The 20,050-nt window shown below is 36.9% G+C and carries 25 protein-coding genes; 9 read left to right on the forward strand and 16 right to left on the reverse strand.

The annotated features are described in order from the left end of the window. Positions 1 to 20: 20 nt before the first annotated feature. Positions 21 to 449 (reverse strand): VOC family protein, encoded by a 429-nt coding sequence (locus tag J7E77_RS22975; RefSeq protein WP_214717160.1) that lies wholly within the window; start codon positions 447 to 449, stop codon positions 21 to 23. 177 nt (positions 450 to 626) lie between these two features. On the opposite strand from J7E77_RS22975, the gene J7E77_RS22980 reads away from it, so the two are divergent. Beyond that, complete coding sequence (locus J7E77_RS22980) at positions 627 to 956, forward strand: hypothetical protein (protein ID WP_214717183.1); 330 nt, start codon at positions 627 to 629, stop codon at positions 954 to 956. A 7-nt stretch (positions 957 to 963) separates the two neighbouring features. Here the strand turns inward: J7E77_RS22980 and J7E77_RS22985 are convergent, their stop codons facing one another. The 3 genes from J7E77_RS22985 to J7E77_RS22995 form a co-directional block, all read right to left on the reverse strand. Then, positions 964 to 1,446 (reverse strand): alpha/beta hydrolase fold domain-containing protein, encoded by a 483-nt coding sequence (locus J7E77_RS22985; protein ID WP_214717161.1) that lies wholly within the window; start codon positions 1,444 to 1,446, stop codon positions 964 to 966. Between the two features lie 58 nt (positions 1,447 to 1,504). Continuing rightward, positions 1,505 to 1,648 carry a hypothetical protein gene (locus tag J7E77_RS22990; RefSeq protein ID WP_214717162.1) on the reverse strand — a complete coding sequence of 48 codons (144 nt, stop codon included), beginning with the start codon at positions 1,646 to 1,648 and terminating at the stop codon, positions 1,505 to 1,507. Between the two features lie 186 nt (positions 1,649 to 1,834). Then, on the reverse strand, positions 1,835 to 2,227 hold the full coding sequence (locus tag J7E77_RS22995) for a hypothetical protein (RefSeq protein ID WP_179195849.1): 393 nt from the start codon (positions 2,225 to 2,227) through the stop codon (positions 1,835 to 1,837). Positions 2,228 to 2,474: 247 nt separating this feature from the next. Here J7E77_RS22995 and J7E77_RS23000 point away from each other — a divergent pair, with 247 nt between their 5' ends. Both J7E77_RS23000 and J7E77_RS23005 read left to right on the forward strand, forming a co-directional pair. Continuing rightward, positions 2,475 to 2,867, forward strand: coding sequence for an SET domain-containing protein (locus tag J7E77_RS23000; RefSeq protein ID WP_142292176.1), 393 nt, complete (start codon positions 2,475 to 2,477; stop codon positions 2,865 to 2,867). Between the two features lie 252 nt (positions 2,868 to 3,119). After that, a complete protein-coding gene (locus tag J7E77_RS23005) occupies positions 3,120 to 3,464 on the forward strand; it encodes a c-type cytochrome (RefSeq protein WP_214717163.1) in 345 nt (114 codons plus the stop codon). A gap of 128 nt (positions 3,465 to 3,592) precedes the next feature. Here J7E77_RS23005 and yyaC read toward each other — a convergent pair whose 3' ends face one another. Further along, positions 3,593 to 4,192, reverse strand: coding sequence for a spore protease YyaC (gene yyaC / locus J7E77_RS23010; RefSeq protein WP_214717164.1), 600 nt, complete (start codon positions 4,190 to 4,192; stop codon positions 3,593 to 3,595). A gap of 175 nt (positions 4,193 to 4,367) precedes the next feature. Here yyaC and J7E77_RS23015 point away from each other — a divergent pair, with 175 nt between their 5' ends. Next, a complete protein-coding gene (locus J7E77_RS23015; protein ID WP_214717165.1) occupies positions 4,368 to 4,805 on the forward strand; it encodes a GNAT family N-acetyltransferase in 438 nt (145 codons plus the stop codon). A gap of 127 nt (positions 4,806 to 4,932) precedes the next feature. Continuing rightward, positions 4,933 to 5,157 (forward strand): BRCT domain-containing protein, encoded by a 225-nt coding sequence (locus tag J7E77_RS23020; protein ID WP_214717166.1) that lies wholly within the window; start codon positions 4,933 to 4,935, stop codon positions 5,155 to 5,157. 48 nt (positions 5,158 to 5,205) lie between these two features. Here J7E77_RS23020 and J7E77_RS23025 read toward each other — a convergent pair whose 3' ends face one another. The 5 genes from J7E77_RS23025 to treP form a co-directional block, all read right to left on the reverse strand. Then, the gene (locus J7E77_RS23025) at positions 5,206 to 5,823 is read right to left on the reverse strand and encodes an RraA family protein (protein WP_214717167.1); all 618 of its coding nucleotides are present in this window, start codon (positions 5,821 to 5,823) and stop codon (positions 5,206 to 5,208) included. Between the two features lie 230 nt (positions 5,824 to 6,053). Continuing rightward, a complete protein-coding gene (locus tag J7E77_RS23030) occupies positions 6,054 to 6,731 on the reverse strand; it encodes an SOS response-associated peptidase (RefSeq protein ID WP_214717168.1) in 678 nt (225 codons plus the stop codon). 140 nt (positions 6,732 to 6,871) lie between these two features. Then, entirely contained in the window at positions 6,872 to 7,585 is a 714-nt protein-coding gene (gene treR / locus J7E77_RS23035; RefSeq protein ID WP_214717169.1) for a trehalose operon repressor, read from the reverse strand. 14 nt (positions 7,586 to 7,599) lie between these two features. After that, positions 7,600 to 9,267, reverse strand: coding sequence for an alpha,alpha-phosphotrehalase (gene treC, locus J7E77_RS23040; RefSeq protein WP_214717170.1), 1,668 nt, complete (start codon positions 9,265 to 9,267; stop codon positions 7,600 to 7,602). 85 nt (positions 9,268 to 9,352) lie between these two features. Then, entirely contained in the window at positions 9,353 to 10,777 is a 1,425-nt protein-coding gene (treP, locus tag J7E77_RS23045; RefSeq protein ID WP_214717171.1) for a PTS system trehalose-specific EIIBC component, read from the reverse strand. A 418-nt stretch (positions 10,778 to 11,195) separates the two neighbouring features. Between treP and J7E77_RS23050 the strand changes: the two genes are divergently transcribed. Then, entirely contained in the window at positions 11,196 to 11,768 is a 573-nt protein-coding gene (locus J7E77_RS23050) for a GNAT family N-acetyltransferase (RefSeq protein WP_214717172.1), read from the forward strand. A 75-nt stretch (positions 11,769 to 11,843) separates the two neighbouring features. Beyond that, positions 11,844 to 12,254, forward strand: coding sequence for a VOC family protein (locus J7E77_RS23055; protein ID WP_214717173.1), 411 nt, complete (start codon positions 11,844 to 11,846; stop codon positions 12,252 to 12,254). Between the two features lie 45 nt (positions 12,255 to 12,299). On the opposite strand, the gene J7E77_RS23060 is transcribed toward J7E77_RS23055, so the two are convergent. Next, positions 12,300 to 13,490, reverse strand: coding sequence for a M14 family metallopeptidase (locus J7E77_RS23060; protein WP_214717174.1), 1,191 nt, complete (start codon positions 13,488 to 13,490; stop codon positions 12,300 to 12,302). Between the two features lie 122 nt (positions 13,491 to 13,612). Then, positions 13,613 to 14,008, reverse strand: coding sequence for a thiol-disulfide oxidoreductase DCC family protein (locus J7E77_RS23065; RefSeq protein WP_251027087.1), 396 nt, complete (start codon positions 14,006 to 14,008; stop codon positions 13,613 to 13,615). Between the two features lie 316 nt (positions 14,009 to 14,324). Between J7E77_RS23065 and J7E77_RS23070 the strand changes: the two genes are divergently transcribed. After that, a complete protein-coding gene (locus J7E77_RS23070; protein ID WP_214717175.1) occupies positions 14,325 to 14,966 on the forward strand; it encodes a phosphatase PAP2 family protein in 642 nt (213 codons plus the stop codon). A gap of 83 nt (positions 14,967 to 15,049) precedes the next feature. Here the strand turns inward: J7E77_RS23070 and J7E77_RS23075 are convergent, their stop codons facing one another. The 4 genes from J7E77_RS23075 to J7E77_RS23090 form a co-directional block, all read right to left on the reverse strand. Next, positions 15,050 to 15,727 (reverse strand): DUF2642 domain-containing protein, encoded by a 678-nt coding sequence (locus tag J7E77_RS23075; protein WP_214717176.1) that lies wholly within the window; start codon positions 15,725 to 15,727, stop codon positions 15,050 to 15,052. Between the two features lie 187 nt (positions 15,728 to 15,914). Next, positions 15,915 to 17,294 carry a hypothetical protein gene (locus J7E77_RS23080; protein ID WP_214717177.1) on the reverse strand — a complete coding sequence of 460 codons (1,380 nt, stop codon included), beginning with the start codon at positions 17,292 to 17,294 and terminating at the stop codon, positions 15,915 to 15,917. A 71-nt stretch (positions 17,295 to 17,365) separates the two neighbouring features. Next, a complete protein-coding gene (locus J7E77_RS23085) occupies positions 17,366 to 17,965 on the reverse strand; it encodes a hypothetical protein (protein ID WP_214717178.1) in 600 nt (199 codons plus the stop codon). A gap of 153 nt (positions 17,966 to 18,118) precedes the next feature. After that, positions 18,119 to 19,189, reverse strand: coding sequence for a CotH kinase family protein (locus J7E77_RS23090; RefSeq protein ID WP_308160752.1), 1,071 nt, complete (start codon positions 19,187 to 19,189; stop codon positions 18,119 to 18,121). Positions 19,190 to 19,498: 309 nt separating this feature from the next. Between J7E77_RS23090 and J7E77_RS23095 the strand changes: the two genes are divergently transcribed. Then, the coding region (locus tag J7E77_RS23095; protein WP_214717180.1) for a hypothetical protein at positions 19,499 to 20,050 on the forward strand (552 nt) is incomplete at its 3' end.

The following is a 20,050-nucleotide window of genomic DNA, read 5'->3' on the forward strand; positions in this document are numbered from 1 at the left end:
GTCTTCCTTATTAAACCCAATTACATTACGCTTTCGCCATTATCGTAATTAAATTGCCATTCAATTCCAAACTTATCTTTTAGGGAGCCGTAGCATTTGCTCCAGAATGTCTCTTGAAGCTCCATGACTACCGTGCCGCCTTCTTGAAGTTTGTTAAAATAAGATTTAATTTTATCCAAGTCCTTATTTACAATAGCAAGACTTATGTTGTTACCTGCTACAAAAGGCATTCCAGGAAAAACATCAGAGAACATGACGTTGCTTCCATCAATGTACAGTCGTGTGTGCATAACCAAGTTTTTTCCTTCTTCTGGAAGTTGATATTCTGGGTTCGGAGGGGCTTCCCCGAAAGTCATAATTTGAGGTTTTTCTGTACCAAAAACCTCCGCGTAAAACTCTGCTGCCTCACGACAGTTTCCATTAAAATTAAGATAAACATCAACAGACATTTGCGATAACCCCTTTGTAATAAATTTCAATGGTAATTGTACAATTAACTGGAACAATATCAAATTCTTTGGAGGACCTATCTTCAATCAGACTACTATAAATAATTTTTAAACCGCGGGAATACAATTTACAAAAATCATATTTTGAATTTTTCAGTTGAAAGAAGGTATTGGGTGATGAAATTCAAAATACATCGATGTAATTGTCGAAAACTTTGGTCTGTTCAAACCAGAAAAACAAAGTTTACCGCATGCTCCGTTCTTTTAGATGGAAGTTGGAGTACAGAATTAAAGCCCGAAAGGAAATATAACCCCAAGGGATTTGTTACGACACATGGAAAACAAGATATCATAGTAAACCCATCAACAGAAGTCGTTGAGAAATTTGAAAAAATAGCAAAACTGATTTATGACAAAAAAAATGTTAATTTCAACGTCAACGAAGGGGAATCTTTATTTTTTGCCGAAGATGGAACTTGTTATATTCTTAAAAAGTTAATGAATTGAAGGAAAATTAATACTCCAAATGCTTTTGAACAAAATCCCCAATTTCGTCAATCGCCTGTTGACCTTCTGGAATATCAAACGTTTGAAAAACATGCCACATTTCATCCCATACTTTAAAAGTAACTTCGACACCCGCTGCCCGGGCACGATCTAAAAGTCGGGCCGAATCACTTAAGAGGATTTCATCATTTCCAACGTGAACTAACATGGAAGGGAGGCCCGACAAATCAGCATAAATTGGTGAAACAAGTGGATGTCGAGGATCCATATCCCGAATAAATAAGGCTGGTATAGCACGGGAGGCATCAGGTGATAGCCAAGGATCAGCATCCGCCCTTGTTTCCATTGATTCTCCTGTGCCTTCCATATCTGTCCATGGAGACAGGAGCACCGCTAAGGCAGGCAAGGCTTCATCCTCATCTTTTACTCGGGCAGCAGTTGCTCTCGATAACTTCGATGCTAGATAACGATGGGTGTTGCAGCTTCCCATTATGTATGCGCCACCATGAAGATAAAGGAAACTCGGTCTTCCACAGCATTAGGTGCGGTTACCCATTCAGCAGGAATTTCCTCAATGATTTTTTTTCGACGTTGATATCTGGTGCAAGAGGGGTTAAGGCGGATAATGCTTCTAATCCGAGTCTAGCTGTTTCAATATCAGTTCCTGCTGTTTGGCTTGCTTTTGCAGTCATTAAATATTGTCTTACTAGTAAACTTTCTTGACTTGTTATGACGTTATACCCCTTTCAAAATAAAATGGAAGCGTGTACATATATGTATTTCTCTATAGATTCTATAATTCCTCCATAATTTCACAACGATTTTATGAACAAAGACCCCTGCATCAAAAGGGTAGATGCGGGGGCCTTAATCATATCTTATCTTGGTGTGATTGGTTTCACTGAAATAGCAGGGGAGCTAGTCGAAATTATGCAGCCCTCTAAATGATCGGGATTTAATAAGCCTAGGTTAAGAGCGGCTTTGATTTTTACATCATCTGGTTTTTTCACCACTTGGATGAGCTCATTCATCTGTAATTCTTCTAATCTTTTAATGGTTTCAACCTCGTCATATTTTTCTGTTTTTCGTATTTGCCGTTGAAGCTTATAGCCGCTTATGGTAATTTCGCCTTTATGATTAGATCCTACTAGATTATTAAAGTAATTTTGAAAGGCATCCTTTAATTCATTCATTTCCATTTCTATTTCTTTTTTCTGTTTATTCAGCTCGTAATACTTTACCAACATTTCTCCTGTAATCAAGTTCCCCATGTCCCCGCCTCCTGTTGCGAACGTATATTCCTATTTTATGTTTTCCTCTTCAAAAAAATGACCTATTCACCTAAAGCTGTGAAGAATATCTTTTGACAGTTTTTTGATGATTGTAGTTTTATCTGTCTTGGTGTCAGGCACCAGCGAAAAATGTGTGGAAAGAAAAAACATTTGCTTTCTTCTGTAGATAATGGCAAGCTATATTATGATTAAAAACTTTAATGGAAAGTACAAATAGGTGATTAAGATGATTGAGATTAAGACTTCGAAGCTTAGTGATGGGGAATTAAATAGAGGGGTATTTGCGACTCGTGATATTGCAAAAGGTGAGCTGATCCATGAAGCACCCGTTATTCCTTATCCTAATGAGGAGCATGTTCATATAGAGAAAACACTGCTTGCTGATTATGCATTTGAATATGGGATTAACCACACCGCACTTCTTTTAGGATACGGGATGTTGTTTAACCATTCATATGAGCCCAATGCTACATATGAAATTAACTTCCCGAATCACACGTTTGATTTTTACGCGTACAAGGATATCAAAGCAGGGGAAGAAATCCTTATTAACTATAATGGTGAAGAGGATAATAATGATCCACTTTGGTTTAATAAAGATGAATCCGAAAGTGAATAAATGAAAAAAGGATAGATAAAGGCAGGTTATCTGCTTTATCTGTCCTTTTTTCTTTGCAAAAAAAATCATTCAGTTAAAAGGTCTTAATGTTTGAACAAGTGTTAACTTAACCATAGTATTTATGAAGGAATAATCATAGGACTTTAGAAATAAGATGTCATAGGGCATGTTTATTTTTACCTATGAGATTGCCAGTAGGCATCTATTTCCAATATGAAGGCATTCCGAGGAAACCAAAAAAGGGGTGGAAGCTTGAAAACGATTTTTGGTTTGGGATTATTTATAATGATTGGTTTATTGAGCGCCTGTAATGATGATGACACATCAAAAGAACCGTCTAGTAAACCAGCAAGTGAAACTGCTAGCACGGTTGCAGGGGATGACATCTTTCAAAAAAGCTGTATTACCTGCCATAGTTCAGGTGACATTACTGGTGGTCAAGTAAAACTGGATTCAACGAAAATTCATGCCGATTTTCAAAAGAAAGAGGATCTTTATAGTTTTGTAGAAAAGAAGATGCCTAAGTCCGCTCCAGGTTCATTATCAAAAGAACAATATGATGCCGTTGTCAATTATTTATGGGATCAAAAGGAATAGTAAATGAAGGAAGATAATAGTCCGGAGGAATCTCCGGGCCTTTTTTTCATTCCCTCTTGAAGTGGTTTGTTTCAATTAATTGAAATATCTGATACTATAAGTATCAGTATATAAATCGACCTTATCCATTACCAGCAATTATGCAAAACTGGATGGAGCGAAGGATATTTATAATATTGCCTCACAGCTAGTGATATCCCTTTGGCAATATTTGTTGCCATAGTGTAAATAAGATGCAGATTCGTGGAAAGGAGTGAGCATTCCAATCGCGGATCATTTTCCAGGACAACCCCCATAATGCTGCAATCTCCCATCGGAGGAAGTTTTTTTCCTAACCCCGCCCCAGGCAACAATGAACCGTCACGAACAACAATAGTGTTAACGATTCTTTCAGACCCTAGAACACTATCAATGGCAATGACAAAACTATTTTGGGGCAGGGTTAGCCGAGAAACCTGTGGGATAAGTGTTTTTGCATCTAAAGGAGATTCAAGGTTTCCGAATACTGTTAAGTGTTTGGGGTATAGATTATGTAGTAAGGTACCAACAAATGGACCTAGACTGTCACCACTTATGACATTTGAACCAATCCCTATTACGTAAATATGTTCTGTGCCTTCCGGAATGAGAGAATGTAAGCTGTCTCGAATGAATAGTGGTGCTAGCCTATCATTGAAAGTAATAATTCTTTCAGACAAAGCGTGCCTTACGTCTAAAGAAGTGTTCATGTCTATTTACCCCCAAGCAAAATTATTCTACAGAGTTGAACAAACGACCAAATATCGTGTTCAATAATAATGTTTTAATATTCTGCATTTACTTAAGATAATCCTTCTGTAATATTGTGAATTTCACTCAATCTCGTAGATTAGTAAATTGTTCTTAACTAGGAGGAATTAAAAAATGATTATCCAAAAAGCAACTATTAATGATCTCGAATCATTGACGGTATTGTTTGATTTATATCGGGTATTTTATGAGCAAACGTCCGACTTGGAGGGGGCACGAGAGTTTTTAAAAGCAAGAATAATGAACGACGAATCCGTTGTGTTTATGGCTGTTGATGGGGAAATTCCCGTTGGTTTTGTTCAGTTATATCCATCCTTTTCTTCTGTTAGCATGGGGCGATCATGGGTATTAAATGATTTGTATGTGAAGGAACAATTCCGTGGCAGAGGTGCAGGGGAGAAATTAATACATATCGCGATTCAGTTTGTAAAGGAAACAGGAGCAAAAGGAGTTATGCTAGAGACAGGCAAGGAAAACATTACTGCCCAAAGACTTTATGAAAAAATTGGTTTTGAAAGGGAATCGAATTATTTTTATTATTTCTCTATATGAAAAATAAGGTAGGTGTTTGTTATCTCCAAGTGTTACTAATATTCGTTATTTTTTCGAATTTCGTTCATTTTATGAAGCATGTAATCTGCTAATCTGAGAGTAAAGTAATGTAAGGAGATGATCATTCATGAAAAATTTAGCCGATGCAAATGATGTTTTGAGCGGAAAAGTGTATATGGTCGAAATGAAAGATGGGGAAATCAGTTCCTTTCGAATAATGGGCGAAACATCCACCCACTATATTTTCTCTTATTCCACTAACGAAACGGTAGAGGTTTTTGAAAAAGCAAAAAGTGAAGTCATCGGCATTTTTGAGGTTCGGGAATGGTGGGACACGAAAGGGAGCGAATAAGATAATAGCTAACCCCAATTCCGCATGGAAAAGGGGTTAGCTATTTTTTTACCGATTAATGAGTTCATCTAAATGTTTCATAATAACCTCACGATTACCAGCTATACGTTCTTCTCTAATCTGATCGTTTTTTAATTTTTTGAGGGACTTTTCCAATACAGCTTGTTCGACCATTTGTGGAATGACCACGACGCCGTCCGCGTCCCCAACAATGATATCGCCTGGATGTACTGTCATTCCGCCGCATGAAATCGGGATATTAATCTCTCCAACTCCTGCTTTACCACTTGCTGCAACGGTAGTGCCCCTCGAGAAGACGGGGAATTTCAAGCCCTTGATTCCAACAATATCACGAATGACACCATCAACTACGATTCCACCGACTCCAAGTGTTTGAGCCATGCCAACAACAAAATCACCAGCAATGGCACGATATGGATCTCCTTTAGCATCAATAACTAAAATATCCCCTGGTTTTGACGCTCGGATTGCCTTTAGGACGGCAAGATTATCACCGACAGGAATCTTCACTGTTAATGCTCTTCCAGCAAGCTTATATTCTTCTTTTAGAGGTTTAATCGAAGGGTGGAGGTTATTTAAGCCATCCATCGCATCGGATATACAGGTTGTAGGAAGGTCATAGAATTTTTTTACCAGTTGGTCCATAGGAAAACTCCTCTCATTTTTTAATCTTCTTACCGTCATTATAGCTCGGGTAGCTACACTTTGCCCATTTTTTTCCACAAAAAAAAGAAAGTGGCCGATTACCACTTTCTAAAGAAGGAAAACTTTTATGGGTTAATACATGATATGTAGAACCTTGGACGTGCATGTAGTAAACATGTCCATATGGAAAAAATATTTTTAATAATTTAAGCCTATTTTTTTAAAAAGGACTAACAAATTTTTTGAATAAGCTCAACGTTGTTATTTCTCGGTGAGTTTACTAAGGAGGATACTTCGTAAGTCTCCATTAAGTTTTCATCAAAGGGGATAAGTAGTTTACTTAAATCATTAGTATTGGAGATGGATGGATCCAGCCATGTTTTTTCATCGTCTGGCTTCAAAATAACGGGCATCCGATCATGAATATCTTTCATTAGTTCATTGGGTTCGGTTGTTATCACGGAACAAGTATAGAGCGTTTTTCCTTCAGGTGATTTCCAAGACTCCCAAATGCCTGCCATGGCAAACAGATCATCGGATTTTAGTTTAATTCGCATCGGGGTTTTGCTTTTATCCTCATGTCGTTTCCATTCATAAAAACTATCGGCGATAACTAGGCAACGCTTCTTTTTGAAGGCTGCTCGGAAGCTTGGCTTTTCCGATAATGTTTCGGCTCGGGCATTAATCATCTTATGGCCAATGGATGCATCCTTTGCCCATGGCGGAACTAAGCCCCATTTTAAAAATCCCATCCGATTTGACTTGCCGTCGTTAATCACGGCAAGTACGGCTTGAGATGGAGCAATATTATAACTCGGAGCATAATTTTCTTCTTCAAGAAAAGATATAATATCGAAACGATCAATGATTTCCTCGAACGTAGCTGTTAACGTGAATCGGCCGCACATACTATTTTCACCTCACGAATTTGTTACGTCTATTGTAACAAAGATCATGGACAAAATCCTTTTTATACGAAACTCTAAATATGACGTGGAGTAAAAAAAAAGGAGACCCCTGAAAATGATTGGAGGTCTCCTTGCTGGAATCAATGGGATCTGCGAGCAAAATCTACAAACCGAAATTTATCAGGCCGATGCCTTGATTCCGTAAATTGAAAGAGGGTGGCATCATCTAAATAAACATAGTTTTTTATGACGACTACATTGCGAAAGCCTTCAAGGTCTAATAAGGAGCGATCCTCGAGTGAAGGTTCTTCTACGACAATTTCTTTTTTGGCAAAGCTAATGGTCAGGTTTAATTGATTTTCAATATATTGGTAAATGGAATCCGCACAAATTTCTTCTGTTAGGGAAGGAACATGCATTTTAGATAAAAAATCTTTATCTAAAATGATTTTCTCTCCGCCCATTTCCCTTGTACGAACTACCTTCCATACCAGGTCCTTACTTCCCAGCTGTAGCTGCTGCCTGACAAAACCATCGGGCTTGATTAACGAGAGCTCGTTCACAATCGTTTTTGGTTTACTGCCCATTTTATTTGCCAGTTCTTTAAAACTAACCAGCCCCGAAACAGGAAAATCAAATTTGCTGATGTCGATCACGATCGAACCTTTTCCTCTAACTTTTTGGATATAGCCATTTTGCGAAAGCAAATTTAACGCCTTTCTAATCGTTTCTCTCGATGTATCGAATTGATCTTTTAATTCGTTCTCAGAGGGAAGAAGCGTTTGTGGAGGAATTTCTCCACTTTTTATTTGCTCGACAATAATGTTGTAGATCGTTAGGTACTTGTTCGTCATTAGGACATCTCCGTTCATCTTTTCAGGTAATACACAACCGACTCATATGGCCGCAAGGAGATTTCCGGGCCAATTGGTGTCGAATCCTCATAATTAGAGAGTAACATCTCACTATCATACTCATCAAGATGTAAATCAGTAGGGAGAACGAATGCTTTCTCTTTATCGTAAAAATTGTTGATCACTAGTAATTTTTCAGAGCCAATTGTCCTTACATATGCAAATATAGCATCATCTTCATTAGAAATAGGGAGATATTTTCCATCTGTAATCACATCATACTTTTTTCGTAATTGTATAAGTTTTTGATAGTGGAAAAAGATAGAGTCTGAATCTTTTAGTGCCTGCTCCGCATTGATTTCCTGGAAATTACTTGCCGTTTGAATCCAAGGAGTCCCGCTTGTGAAGCCTGCATTTTCATTTGCATTCCATTGGACTGGCGTTCTTGAATTGTCACGGGATTTTTGTTTTAGGATATCAATAATCTCATGTTGGTCCATACCCTCATTTTTCTTGATGTTAAAAATATTTAAGGACTCTACATCTCGATATTCATCGATGGAGTTGAAGTTAGGATTGGTCATCCCAAATTCTTCGCCCTGATAAATATAAGGGGTTCCCTGCATCATATGAAGGGTGGTGGCCAGCATTTTAGCCGATTCTTTATGATATTTTTGATCATCGCCGAAACGGGACACGACTCGTGGCTGGTCATGATTACACCAGAAGAGGGCATTCCAGCCGCCGCCTTGATTCATTCCAACCTGCCAATTAGATAAAATCTGTTTTAAAGTATGAAAATCAAAGTCCGCTTTCGTCCATTTATCACCATGGGGATAGTCGACTTTTAAATGATGGAAGCTAAATGTCATGTTTAATTCTTCTTGGGTTGGGTTCGTGTATTTAATGCAGTTATCAATTGATGTAGATGACATTTCACCGACCGTCATAATATCATATTTTGAAAAAACTTGTTCGTTCATTTCATGTAAAAATTCATGGATTCTTGGTCCATCGGTATAAAATTTCCGGCCGTCGCTGTCATCCTGTGGGAAATTCTGGTCTTTGGAAATTAAATTGATAACATCGAGACGGAAGCCATCGACACCTTTTTTTAACCAAAAGTGCATCATTTCGTATAGGGCTGCACGCAGCTTTTCATTTTCCCAGTTTAAATCTGCTTGGGTCACATCGAATAAATGTAAGTAATACTGTTCGGTGGTCTCATCATATTCCCATGCTGAACCACCAAATTTTGATTCCCAGTTCGTAGGAGCCTTGCCGTTCTTGCCATCTTTCCAGATATAGAAGTCACGATATGGATTGTCTCTAGTGGACCGTGCTTGTTTAAACCATTCATGTTCTGTTGATGTGTGATTAATGACAATATCCATGATGATTTTTAAGCCGCGTTTGTGTGCTTCTGCTAGTAACCTGTCAAAGTCATCCATCGTTCCATAATCTTCATGAATTGCGTAGTAATCGCTGATATCATAACCATTATCTCTTTGAGGAGATTTATAGATGGGAGTAAGCCAAAGGACTTCTACACCGAGTTCTTTTAGATAGTCTAATTTTTCAATAATGCCTTGAATATCTCCAGTTCCATTTCCAGTCGTATCATGAAAGCTTTTTGGATAGATTTGATAGACGACTGCTTTTTTCCACCATTCATTTGACATTTCAAACACCTGCCTATTTTAGATTAAGTAATTTAATGGAGAAAAGGAGGGAGCATGTCTCCCTCCTAAATATGTGATTTAGCTTTTATTTTTTAAAAGAAAATTTATTCATGCGTGTTTTAGCAAAAATAATTGTTAGTAGGAATGGAACGACAATGGCTACAACCATTGAAATGGCAAACATCGTCATGTGCTGACCTTGGATGGAAAGGAAGCCTGGTAAACCACCGACACCGATTGAGTTAGCCATTACGTGGCTACCAACGGAGACAACGCCTGCAATCATGGAACCAATCATCGCAGCAAGGAATGGGAAGCCATACTTTAAGTTAATCCCGAACATTGCTGGCTCTGTTACTCCAAGGTAACAAGAGATGGCTGCTGGAATCGATACTTGTTTTTCTTCTTCATTTTTACGATTGATAAAAATCATCGCAAGTACAGCTGAACCTTGGGCAATATTAGATAGTGCAATCATTGGCCATAGGTTTGTTCCGCCAAGTTCACTCATTAATTGTAAGTCAATCGCATTCGTCATGTGGTGCAACCCTGTAATAACAAGTGGTGCATATGCGAACCCGAAGATTGCCGCAAATACCCAGCCAAATGCAGAGGTTAAGCTTGAATACACTACATGAGAAATTCCAGAACCGATGCTCCAGCCGATAGGGCCTAAAACAGTATGAGCGATTAAAACAGTAGGAATTAACGCTAAGAATGGAACGACAATCATGGAAATGGAATTTGGAACAATTTTACGTAATCTAGTTTCTAAGAAAGCAAGCACTAATCCAGCTAAAATTGCAGGAATTACTTGTGCTTGGTAACCAATCATTTCAATTTTTGCAAAACCGAAATCCCAGACAGGAATATCCTTTGCACCTGCTACAGCATAGGCATTAAGCAATTGCGGAGATACTAGTGTAATACCAAGGACGATACCTAGGATTTGTGAACCACCCATTTTTTTCGTAACCGACCAGGTAATTCCGACTGGAAGGAAGTGGAATACTGCTTCACCAATCAACCATAGGAAGGAGTGAACACCTGCCCAGAACTGTGAAACCTCGATGATGGACTTTGTTCCATTCTCAAGTAATTTGATATCACCGATGATGTTTCTAAAGCCGAGGATTAAACCTCCGACAACTAGAGCAGGAATTAATGGGGTAAAGATTTCGGCTAGGTGGGCCATCATTCGTTGCAACCAGTTCATATTCTGTTTGGCTGCTTCTTTTGCTTCTTCTTTAGAAGTTCCATCCACATCAGCAATTTTTACAAATTCATTATAAAAGCTAGATACTTCATTCCCAATGATGACTTGGAATTGTCCGGCTTGGGTAAATGTACCTTTTACAAGCTTAATGGACTCGATTTCTTTAATATCCGCTTTGCTTGGATCGTTTAAAACGAACCGCATTCTTGTAACACAATGGGTAACGGCTGCAATGTTTTCTTTACCGCCAATGTGTTTTAATAGATCATTTGAAGGATCTGTGTACTTCGTCATTTGTCTTTCCCCCTGTTTGAATGGGCATGTCCCCATTTTATATCCTCTATTTTTTTATCACTCTATATACAGTCAATGTGTACGTTTTCATAAACGATTGTTGCTTGTATATACAAGTTATGATTACGATTTCATTCTAGCTTGTATATACATGTATGTCAACTAGGAAAATTTTTGTTTTTTAAAATTGCAGAAACTTTTACACTTTAAAGTAATAATGATTGAAAGAAAATTTTGAAAATGGTAATATAAAGATGTTTAAATTCTTCTGAGTTTAGACCTCCTAATTAAGGACTTGGCCTAGACCACCAAGTTCTCATTTGGACCTTTGATTTTATTTCAAAGGTCCTTTTTTTTATAAAAATCTTCCTTACTGGGTATTTTGGTAATAAAAGAAAAATGTAGGAGGCAAACTGCCTTGGAATTTCAAACAATAAATCAATGGGATGAAAAACTTTGGAAACAGGTGAGTCCTATTTACCATCAAGCTTTCGATGGGAAAGGAGCGAAGCCGGAGAAGATCATTCGGAATATGTTTCAGAAACAGCTTTGTTTCCTACATATAGGGGTTGAAGAAGTTCAAATAGTGGCGATGGCAATGACCGGGAAGTTGGAAGGAACGCAGGCCCTGCTAATTGATTATTTGGCTGTCCACCACAAATGGCAGCATCGTGGGATAGGCATGAAAATGATGAAGTATATTCAAGAATGGTCAATGACCAAAGGAAATATGAAAAGTCTGTTGATTGAAGTTGAATCCGAAGAAACGCCTGAGACACTTTCAAGGAATCGTTTTTGGAAAAAGTGCGGTTTTACCTTAACTGATTACATACATGATTACAAATGGGTGCCCGAATCTTACCGAGCTATGTTTTTGAATATGGTGCCTGACACCAACTTGCCTGAAAAGGGTGAGGAACTGTTTAAGTTAATTGAAAAGTTTCATAAGGCATCTTATCAGGGATCAGAAGTCGGGGGAAATAAAAATTAATTTTTAGGAAAAGCAGGTCTTGATGAGGTAAGTGTACTAAATAATATCGATGTTAATCAAAAGGGAGTGTTATAAATGAAGGGTCAAGCGACACCATACTTAATGTTCGATGGAAATGCAAAAGAGGCATTAGAGTACTACCGTGAAGTATTCGGCGGTGAAATATCAAATCTTCAAACCTATGGTGAGGCAGACTATCCGACACCGCCAGAGGCGCATGATCGTGTAATCCATGCTCAATTTAAAAAGGACGATCTTTTCCTAATGGCCTCAGACGCGTTTCCGGGGAATTCAGTCGTGGTAGGGAGTAATATTTCATTAACATTGGAATTCGAAAGCGAAGATGAAATCCGTGGGATATATGATACTCTTAGTCAAAAAGGAACGGTTTATATGGAGCTGCAAGATACTTTTTGGGGAGCAAAATATGCGAAGGTAAAAGATGCCTTTGGTGTGATTTGGGATCTTAATTATACAAAAGCCTAATTTTATCTAGAGGGAAAGGAGGCAGGAGTTTTTCGGCCTCCTTTTTTACATATAAAGTCCCGCCAAGAAAATTCCCAGTGATTTTTGATAGATCTCATCAAATTGTGACAATGGAAGTGGATTTATTCCTCGGCCGAGTTCAATCGTAAATCCTGGTCGCTTCCAATCTTGAATAAACCAATCCTTGCAACCGGCATAGCTCTCAATCGTTTTGATAGGCTCGTAACCACTTACTCGGCTAAATTCTTTCACAATGTCCTCTGATTCAGGAGGTTCAAGATTTTCAAACCCCCAGTAGATGACCTCACCTTGTGTATGAAAGGCTAGAACTCTTACAAAATCTCGTTTTTTTATTAGTTTCGCCATTGCCATTGCTTCAGGCTCTGATAAAGGTTTTTCTCCTACAAAATCTCTTGGTCCAGGCTCAGTCTGATTCCTTGCCTTTTCTAATTCCCATCTAGCCGGGAATTGGTCATTTAGGTCAACCCCTCGAATATTAGCTTTCCAGTCCGTAAAATCTGTACTGCCCTTATTGAAATCAACCACTCTTTTATTCCAATTTTCGATTTCTGGGGGGCCATGTAGAACGAGGTCTACTCCATCTGGATTTACCATTGGGACAATAGATAAAATGCTTTGTTGGTAAAGTGGAAACATGGGTAGCCCACGGATCAGATTATGATTTGTCAGAGCTAATAAATAATCATTTAAAAAGGTCATGATGATTGATGTGGTTATCCATTCATTGGCATGAAATGATCCATTATAATGAACTCTTTTTTCACCCGTTCCGATGACGATCTCTGGAATTTTTTTCCCAAGAACTGTCTTACCAATCACAGGTATCTGCATAAACGGATAAACCTCTAATAATCTCTTGATATCATTCATCAATTTGATGTAATCATAACTTTGGCCACTATCCACTAATCTCCAAGTGATCCTAGTTGGAACCTTAATGGTTTGACCTACATTTAGATTTTTTTCATCTAGGTTAGGATTAACCAAAGTAATAGCCTCTAGGGGAAGAGATCTGCGTTGACCAATACTCCATAAGGTATCGCCAGGGCGAATCTGATAATCCTGGGCAGCAAAGCCTGGTAATCGTACACGTTGGCCTTCAGAAAGATTATTATGATCGACATTTCTGTTCGAATCAATTATTAGCTGCAAATTTATATGAAACATCTGGCTGTAATGCCATAATGAATCTCCTTTTCTAACGACAACCTCCATAAATACCCTCCTGCAGTAAAAAATAGTATTAATAATATCTATGCTATAGGGAATAAAATATTAGTTAGAATTAGAGTTTCTGCCACCATTTACCAGTTACTGATGTATTAAACAATTCATCCTTAGTCCAAAAATCTCTGCTTCCATTTTGGCAAAGGGAGGATACAACTTTCTCTTTTTCCAAACCATTTATAACGATTCTTTGCAACTATGTCGTAAAGGAAATCCCTGAAAAGTGGAGGGAGGAAGCGGAAGATCGATAATATGCGCCAAGCCCCGCCTAATTTACTGCAAACACGAAGAGCAGCACTTGATTTTATATAGACCTTTTCCATTTCAATTAGGACGAAACTATTTAGGTCATAGTTTAAGCTATGCTTTTTTAATAATCTTTGGCCAGTCTCACCTTGGAGTGAGGCAAATTTAAAATAGCCCGAGGTGTCTCTTTTTATTATAAATTTCACACTGTTGTTACACAGATTGCAAACCCCATCAAACAAGATAATCCGATCCACCATTCCACCACCTTCACAACTAAGTTTGTGTTGTAATTTAGTTTAGCATAATTTCATCCTGATACAGTTTTGTAAGTACTTAGGAATTCGGAAAGCGTCCATTGGAGACGGACAGACTATTAGAAGTGTCCACGAATGGTGCCTGACACCAAAAATGACACCAAAGTAGTGACACTAAAAAAGGACTCCAAAAAAATTTGAGAGAAGTATGGAAATTTCATTTATTTTTACTGTATTTGTGGTACCATGGAGTGTGTTCGACTATTTCTGTATAGTAAACTAGAAAATTATGTTTTTATATATTAAGGGAGGAATAAGATTGAAAAATTTAATAAAAAAAGCTCCCAATTTACTATTTTTGCTTGTGATTCCTCTTCTAGCCAAAATTTATGAATTATTAAATTCCCGTTCACATAGAGCTGTCGATATTAGTACGTCAATTGACCAAGCGATCCCGTTTTTGTCGGTCTTTATCATTCCATATATCCTTTGGTATGCTTATATTTTTTGTTATTTAATCTACTTTTGTTTTAAGGACACAAAAGTATACCTTAAAACGTTAATTTTAATTGTTGTAGCAGAACTAATTTGTTTTGTTATTTATTTCTTTTTTCAAACCACAGTCCCAAGACCAACTATTGAAGGTAATAATATCTTTAATCATCTTGTTTTGTGGATTTATGCAAATGATCGTCCGTTTAATTGTTTTCCGAGTATCCATGTACTTACCACATTTGTTATAATGCTTGCTTCACTTCATATTAAAAACAAACATCTAATTAACAATGTTTGTATCCATGTTGTCGGGACTTTGATTATCATTTCAACCCTATTTGTTAAACAGCATGTCATATTTGATATGATTGGTTCGATGTTCCTTGTTACTTTCCTATACGGAATTGCGTTTGAATTATTGTCATTTACTCGAAAAACGGAAACTGCTTATGTTAAAGAAAAATAGTTTAATAAAAAGAGTGTCTCTAGACACTCTTTTTTTTGTTTTAAAAGCTTGTTTACAAATAAGCTATAGAAAAAATTAACCAGTTAAGTCATATGGATTGTTTTAATATGTTGAAGATTAATAAAGACTGGATCTTCTTTTGCACCGATTAATTCCACGAAATTATCCTTAATCCCTTTTACCTTTCCGATAACATTTTCATTCTCCCCGATATTAAAGACGATCAATTCTCCAGTTAGTTTTTCAATTTGAACCTCAAACGATCTGGCAAAGGTGATATTGCTAGGATTTACTGGAAGATTTGCGTTGCTTAGACCGTATGGACGTTGATTATTTGTGTATGGAATTAGCCATTTTAAATGGTTAAGAGATATAAACATGGTTTTGTATATTGGCGAGTAGAAAACAAAATAATTATTCATAATACTTATGATATAACCATGTAGTGCTTGATTGCTTGTTACATATATTTCTGTAAAAATACCTTTAGCAGCTGTCAGAGTTTTTCTTAGTGATATTTCTTCGTTATTATTATAAATAGGTGTGGGTTCGTCATTTAGTGTAATTTCATCAATTTCTTTAATTTCATCTTGTTTTAAATACCGCCAATTTTGGCAATGAATAACAGGGATGTAAAGGTAGTCATATCCATTAAAAACGACCCATAAATCGCTGCCTACATCAATCAGTACCCCACTTATGAATTTCTTTCCCGAAATCTCAAGTCTGATATATTTTCCAATATTTTCTTTCAGCTTCATATTTTCACATCCTTTCCTTGGTAATCCCATTTTACAAATAGAGGAGGGCTGATATCACTAACTACTTATAACATGTATACATGATTAGAACTGCCCAACTCATATTTGTATGGTTTTTGGGGATTTTAACAGGGGCAATATGAAGGAATGGTCTTATATATATTTTCACTATTACGATGAGATTTCATTAATTCAATCTTGATGTTCGATTGTTTCTGTTTGGCCATCCGGAAAACGGGAAAGCTATTTTGCTGTCAGGATTAACTGGTTCACCGGAAAAACGAAGAACTTTTTGCTCTTTCTCCTTTTGTTTCCATACATTCTGATTGTTGCTATTAGTGTTCATATCATTTGGTTTATTACCTTCTGCTTTCTTAGTTGCTTGGTTTTGTGTAGTTGTTGATTTAACTACTTTCGCTGCTTCTTCTTGTGTTTTTGTTGATTTTGTTTCATTCTGTAGTAATTTATACGGTGGAGCTGGCGGATTTTCTGTTTTTTGTATAGAAACTACTTCTTTTACTTCTTTCATTTCCTTCGATTGTTCGCTAGATATTGATTTGGTCGACTTAGCTTCTTCAGACTTTTTATCTTTAGTGCTCATATCATTTGACTTTTTCATTTCAGTGGAATTTTTGGACGATTCCTTTTCGTCTGTTTGAGATTTCTTAATCTTAAAGTTATTTGAAACGAGCTCATCCTTGGTTTTAACCATTGTTGCTTCAATTTTTATTGGTTGTGACCAAACCATTGTATTGTTAGGTTCAACCACTTCTACTTTAACGGCCTCTTCATTTTTCTTATCAGACTTTTCTTTACTATTGGAATTTTTTTGTTTCTTTTTTTTGGAATCCTCTTTATCACCGGAAGAGGATGAATGATTCTTTGAGTCCTTTTTATCACCGGAAGAGGATGAATGATTCTTTGAATCCTTTTTATCACCGGAAGAAGAAGAATGATTCTTTGAGTCCTTTTTATCACCGGAAGAAGAATGATTTTTTGAGTCCTTCTTATCACCGGAAGAAGAATGATCCTTTGAGTCATCTTTATCACCGGAAGAGGATGAATGATCCTTTGAGTCCTTTTTATTATCAGAATCTTTATTATTTTTTTCGTTATTATTTGATGAAGACGTCTTCACAGCCTCTTCTTTAATAACCCCTTTGAGGATGTTGGACACATGTGTTAATTTTATTAAGATTCGTTCATCACCGTTAATTAAAGTAGCAAAGTCTGTATCAATTTCGCTTAAAACACCGGTAAACCTTTGTTTGTTAATAGTCAATATCGTTACCCAAGTATGTTGAAAGGAAAGGAGTAAATCTGTTAAACTCTGTGTTTTTAGAAATTTTGCCGTTGTTTTCTCAGGTTGAAACTCTCTTGTATTTTTTGTGATTGCTTGAATTTTATCAATGTTATAATAAAAAATGTATTTATTTTCGGTTTCCAGCACTACATGGTCTGCCTCAACACCAATTAGTTTTCCTTTAAATACGTCTTCACCTACATAAAGATTTACACTAAAGCCTTTTAATAAATCCAATGCAGCTGAAAATTTATCTATCCCCATGTTTAATCCTCCTTAAAGAGATAATGAGTCGCTCCTCTAGTGGAGAAGCGACAAAATTTTTATTCGTGATCTTATTTATCATTGTTCTTGTTACTGCTGTTCTTACTACTACTGTCCTTACTACTGCTGTCCTTACTACTGCTGTTCTTACTACTGCTGTTCTTACTACTGTTGTCTTTGTTATCATCGTCTTTATCGTCGTTGTCATTACCATTAGATTCATTGGAATCATCTTTTTGTGAATTATCCACTTTCAGTCCGTAGCTTATGTTTCGAATGTGTTTCATCGAGACACGAACGACTTCTTCTTTAACAATCAGTGAAGCAAAATGTTTGTTTACATCGCTTAGTACGCCTTCAAATGATTCAGGACCGCCACGATTAATTTTCACCCATTGAAATCTTATTTTTCCTAAAAGCTTTACAAAGGTTTCGGCCTTTTTAAAATCAAGTTTATCTGGGACCTTCAACCCAAACTTCATATCATCTTTAGAACTTTCTGTGATACTTCTGACATGATTTGTCTTATAAAATACGACTCCATCGTGTTCTGTTAAGATGGCAAAGAAGTCTTCAAATACTGCCAGTAATTTTCCACTTCTTGATTCTGGACCTCCGCGATCAACCTTAATTGTTTTGCCAACAAATTGTTCCATCATTTCTCTATCCATAAAAGAATTATCCTCCTTTAAATTAAATAAACATTTACACTGCATCTATATGTATCACGGGATGATGTTGTACTAATAAAGTAGCCTTTTTTTCCTGTTTTGGGTAAAAATAGGCAAAAAAAAAGTATATGATTAGATTCATATACCTCTTATCTATACGAATAATGCTAATTCTTCTTTAAGGTAAGAGCTTCTTTTTTTAATAAAATTAAAATAAACCTTTTTTTCTTGTTCTAATGTTGCTGGGTTTGAACTAATAAAGGGATCTAGACTCATGTGTGGTTTTAAATAATCAAATAATTCATTGATAATTGGTTTTTGGACATCCAGAGTGAAGTCGTTTTCCAAAATACTTGAAAGTATTTCTTTATATTGTTTTCTAAAGTGTTTAAAGTGGAAAAGTCTTGCTGAAAGTGTGTTAAATCCTGTTAATGGTACATAATCATAATCAAGTTTTCTGCCATGGAGGTTTCTACCCCATGTCCCATCATAATCCCAAGGAGTAATTTCATATAGTCCAGATTTACTATTTTTATATAATGCATAATTATGGATAAACCCGTCATAATTTTGGACACAAACAGCTCCAGCGACCCATCTGAAATATTTCTCGACATCCAATACATGTGGGATTTCTTTTTCAAAATCTTCATTGTTTAGGGCATTAATCATCGCGATAAAGTTTTTTAAATAAAGGATATCTTCTTTTTCGCCATATTTTAATGTATATCCCTGGTCTAAACGTTTTTTTATTTCCTTTTTCTTGGTTAATAACGAGAAATTGGCTCGATTATTGGTTGCATAAATAATTGCGCCATCTGGCAATTTTCTTTTTTTAAGGAGATATTGATCAAATGATTCAATCTCCAAATAAATGCCCTTACTATTTCCATTGATATACAACAAAACATGCTGGGAGTGGGGAGATATGACTCCGATTCGATCAAAAAAATCCAGCGATAATTTGTTTCTACTTAATGATACATCTGAAAATTCCGCGTTAAGATGAATTTCATGTGCACCATTGACCTTGTACGGATTTTGAAAGACAATTCGATAAGATTTTTTTTTCTTATCCCTTATTACATTTCCTCGATAGGAAATTTTTACATTAATACGATCTTCTCCTATCTTTAATACTGCAGGGACTAATTCATCATTCCAAATGTCTTTATCCAATTTTTTTAACCACTTCGGATTAATTAAAATTTCATATTTTAACACTTGAATTCTCCTAAATAACATTTTTTTTAGATATATGCATTCTCTTGGGTGGTTGTGTATAGAAACTCTAAAAAATATGGTTTAAAAATATATGATTGTCTATGTCAAATGGATAAAATCATCATAAATTGAAATAGAAAAGAAAAATTTGTTAAGAAAGTGGTGGAATAATGGTACTAAAGCTTGATATTGATCAATTACTTTCACAAGCTAAAGAAAATGGTGTAGTTGGGTTTCTAGATAATAATCCTGTTGGTAAAAAAGGAGGTAACAATAAGTCAAGTTCAGACAGTTCAGGATCTACTGGCAGTGGTAAAAGCGGTAGCAGCAAAAGCAGTAGTGGAAGCTCTGGCAGTGGCAAAAGCGGCAGTGGAAGCTCTGGCAAAAGCGGAAGCGGTAGCTCTGGCAAAAGTGGCAGTGGAAGCTCTGGCAAAAGCGGAAGCGGTAGTTCTGGCAAAAGTGGCAGCGGTAGCTCTGGTAGCGGAAGCAGCGGTAGCTCTGGTAGCGGAAAAAAACCAAAAGGCCCTAAAGGACATAAAGGCCCTAAGGGTAGCAAGGGTAGCAGCGGTAGCGGAAGCAGTGGTAGCTCAGGCAGTGGAAGTGGAAGTTCAGGCAAAAGCGGAAGCGGAAGTTCAGGCAGTGGAAGCTCAGGCAGCTCAGGTAGCTCAGGCTGCTCAGGCAGTGGTAGTAGCGGATGCGGAAGCTCAGGCAGCTCAGGCAGTGGTAGTAGCGGATGAAGCGGAAGCGGAAAAAGACGAAGCTGTCGCAGATGTAAAAAAAGAAGAAAAGGTAAAAAAGGAAGCAATAGAACCAACAGTAGTGGCAGCTCAGGTACATCAAGTAGCTCAGGTAACTCAGTCA

Source organism: Bacillus sp. ISL-77 (assembly GCF_018613105.1).

What these genes read in the sequence shown, in the direction of transcription:
- J7E77_RS22975 (WP_214717160.1), bottom strand. Translation starts at nt 449, where the DNA reads ATGTCTGTTGATGTTTATCTTAATTTTAATGGAAACTGTCGTGAGGCA.
- J7E77_RS22980 (WP_214717183.1), top strand. Translation starts at nt 627, where the DNA reads ATGAAATTCAAAATACATCGATGTAATTGTCGAAAACTTTGGTCTGTT.
- J7E77_RS22985 (WP_214717161.1), bottom strand. Translation starts at nt 1,446, where the DNA reads ATGGGAAGCTGCAACACCCATCGTTATCTAGCATCGAAGTTATCGAGA.
- J7E77_RS22990 (WP_214717162.1), bottom strand. Translation starts at nt 1,648, where the DNA reads ATGACTGCAAAAGCAAGCCAAACAGCAGGAACTGATATTGAAACAGCT.
- J7E77_RS22995 (WP_179195849.1), bottom strand. Translation starts at nt 2,227, where the DNA reads ATGGGGAACTTGATTACAGGAGAAATGTTGGTAAAGTATTACGAGCTG.
- J7E77_RS23000 (WP_142292176.1), top strand. Translation starts at nt 2,475, where the DNA reads ATGATTGAGATTAAGACTTCGAAGCTTAGTGATGGGGAATTAAATAGA.
- yyaC (WP_214717164.1), bottom strand. Translation starts at nt 4,192, where the DNA reads ATGAACACTTCTTTAGACGTAAGGCACGCTTTGTCTGAAAGAATTATT.
- J7E77_RS23015 (WP_214717165.1), top strand. Translation starts at nt 4,368, where the DNA reads ATGATTATCCAAAAAGCAACTATTAATGATCTCGAATCATTGACGGTA.
- J7E77_RS23020 (WP_214717166.1), top strand. Translation starts at nt 4,933, where the DNA reads ATGAAAAATTTAGCCGATGCAAATGATGTTTTGAGCGGAAAAGTGTAT.
- J7E77_RS23025 (WP_214717167.1), bottom strand. Translation starts at nt 5,823, where the DNA reads ATGGACCAACTGGTAAAAAAATTCTATGACCTTCCTACAACCTGTATA.
- J7E77_RS23030 (WP_214717168.1), bottom strand. Translation starts at nt 6,731, where the DNA reads ATGTGCGGCCGATTCACGTTAACAGCTACGTTCGAGGAAATCATTGAT.
- treR (WP_214717169.1), bottom strand. Translation starts at nt 7,585, where the DNA reads ATGACGAACAAGTACCTAACGATCTACAACATTATTGTCGAGCAAATA.
- treC (WP_214717170.1), bottom strand. Translation starts at nt 9,267, where the DNA reads ATGTCAAATGAATGGTGGAAAAAAGCAGTCGTCTATCAAATCTATCCA.
- treP (WP_214717171.1), bottom strand. Translation starts at nt 10,777, where the DNA reads ATGACGAAGTACACAGATCCTTCAAATGATCTATTAAAACACATTGGC.
- J7E77_RS23055 (WP_214717173.1), top strand. Translation starts at nt 11,844, where the DNA reads ATGAAGGGTCAAGCGACACCATACTTAATGTTCGATGGAAATGCAAAA.
- J7E77_RS23060 (WP_214717174.1), bottom strand. Translation starts at nt 13,490, where the DNA reads ATGGAGGTTGTCGTTAGAAAAGGAGATTCATTATGGCATTACAGCCAG.
- J7E77_RS23065 (WP_251027087.1), bottom strand. Translation starts at nt 14,008, where the DNA reads ATGGTGGATCGGATTATCTTGTTTGATGGGGTTTGCAATCTGTGTAAC.
- J7E77_RS23075 (WP_214717176.1), bottom strand. Translation starts at nt 15,727, where the DNA reads ATGAAGCTGAAAGAAAATATTGGAAAATATATCAGACTTGAGATTTCG.
- J7E77_RS23080 (WP_214717177.1), bottom strand. Translation starts at nt 17,294, where the DNA reads ATGGGGATAGATAAATTTTCAGCTGCATTGGATTTATTAAAAGGCTTT.
- J7E77_RS23085 (WP_214717178.1), bottom strand. Translation starts at nt 17,965, where the DNA reads ATGGATAGAGAAATGATGGAACAATTTGTTGGCAAAACAATTAAGGTT.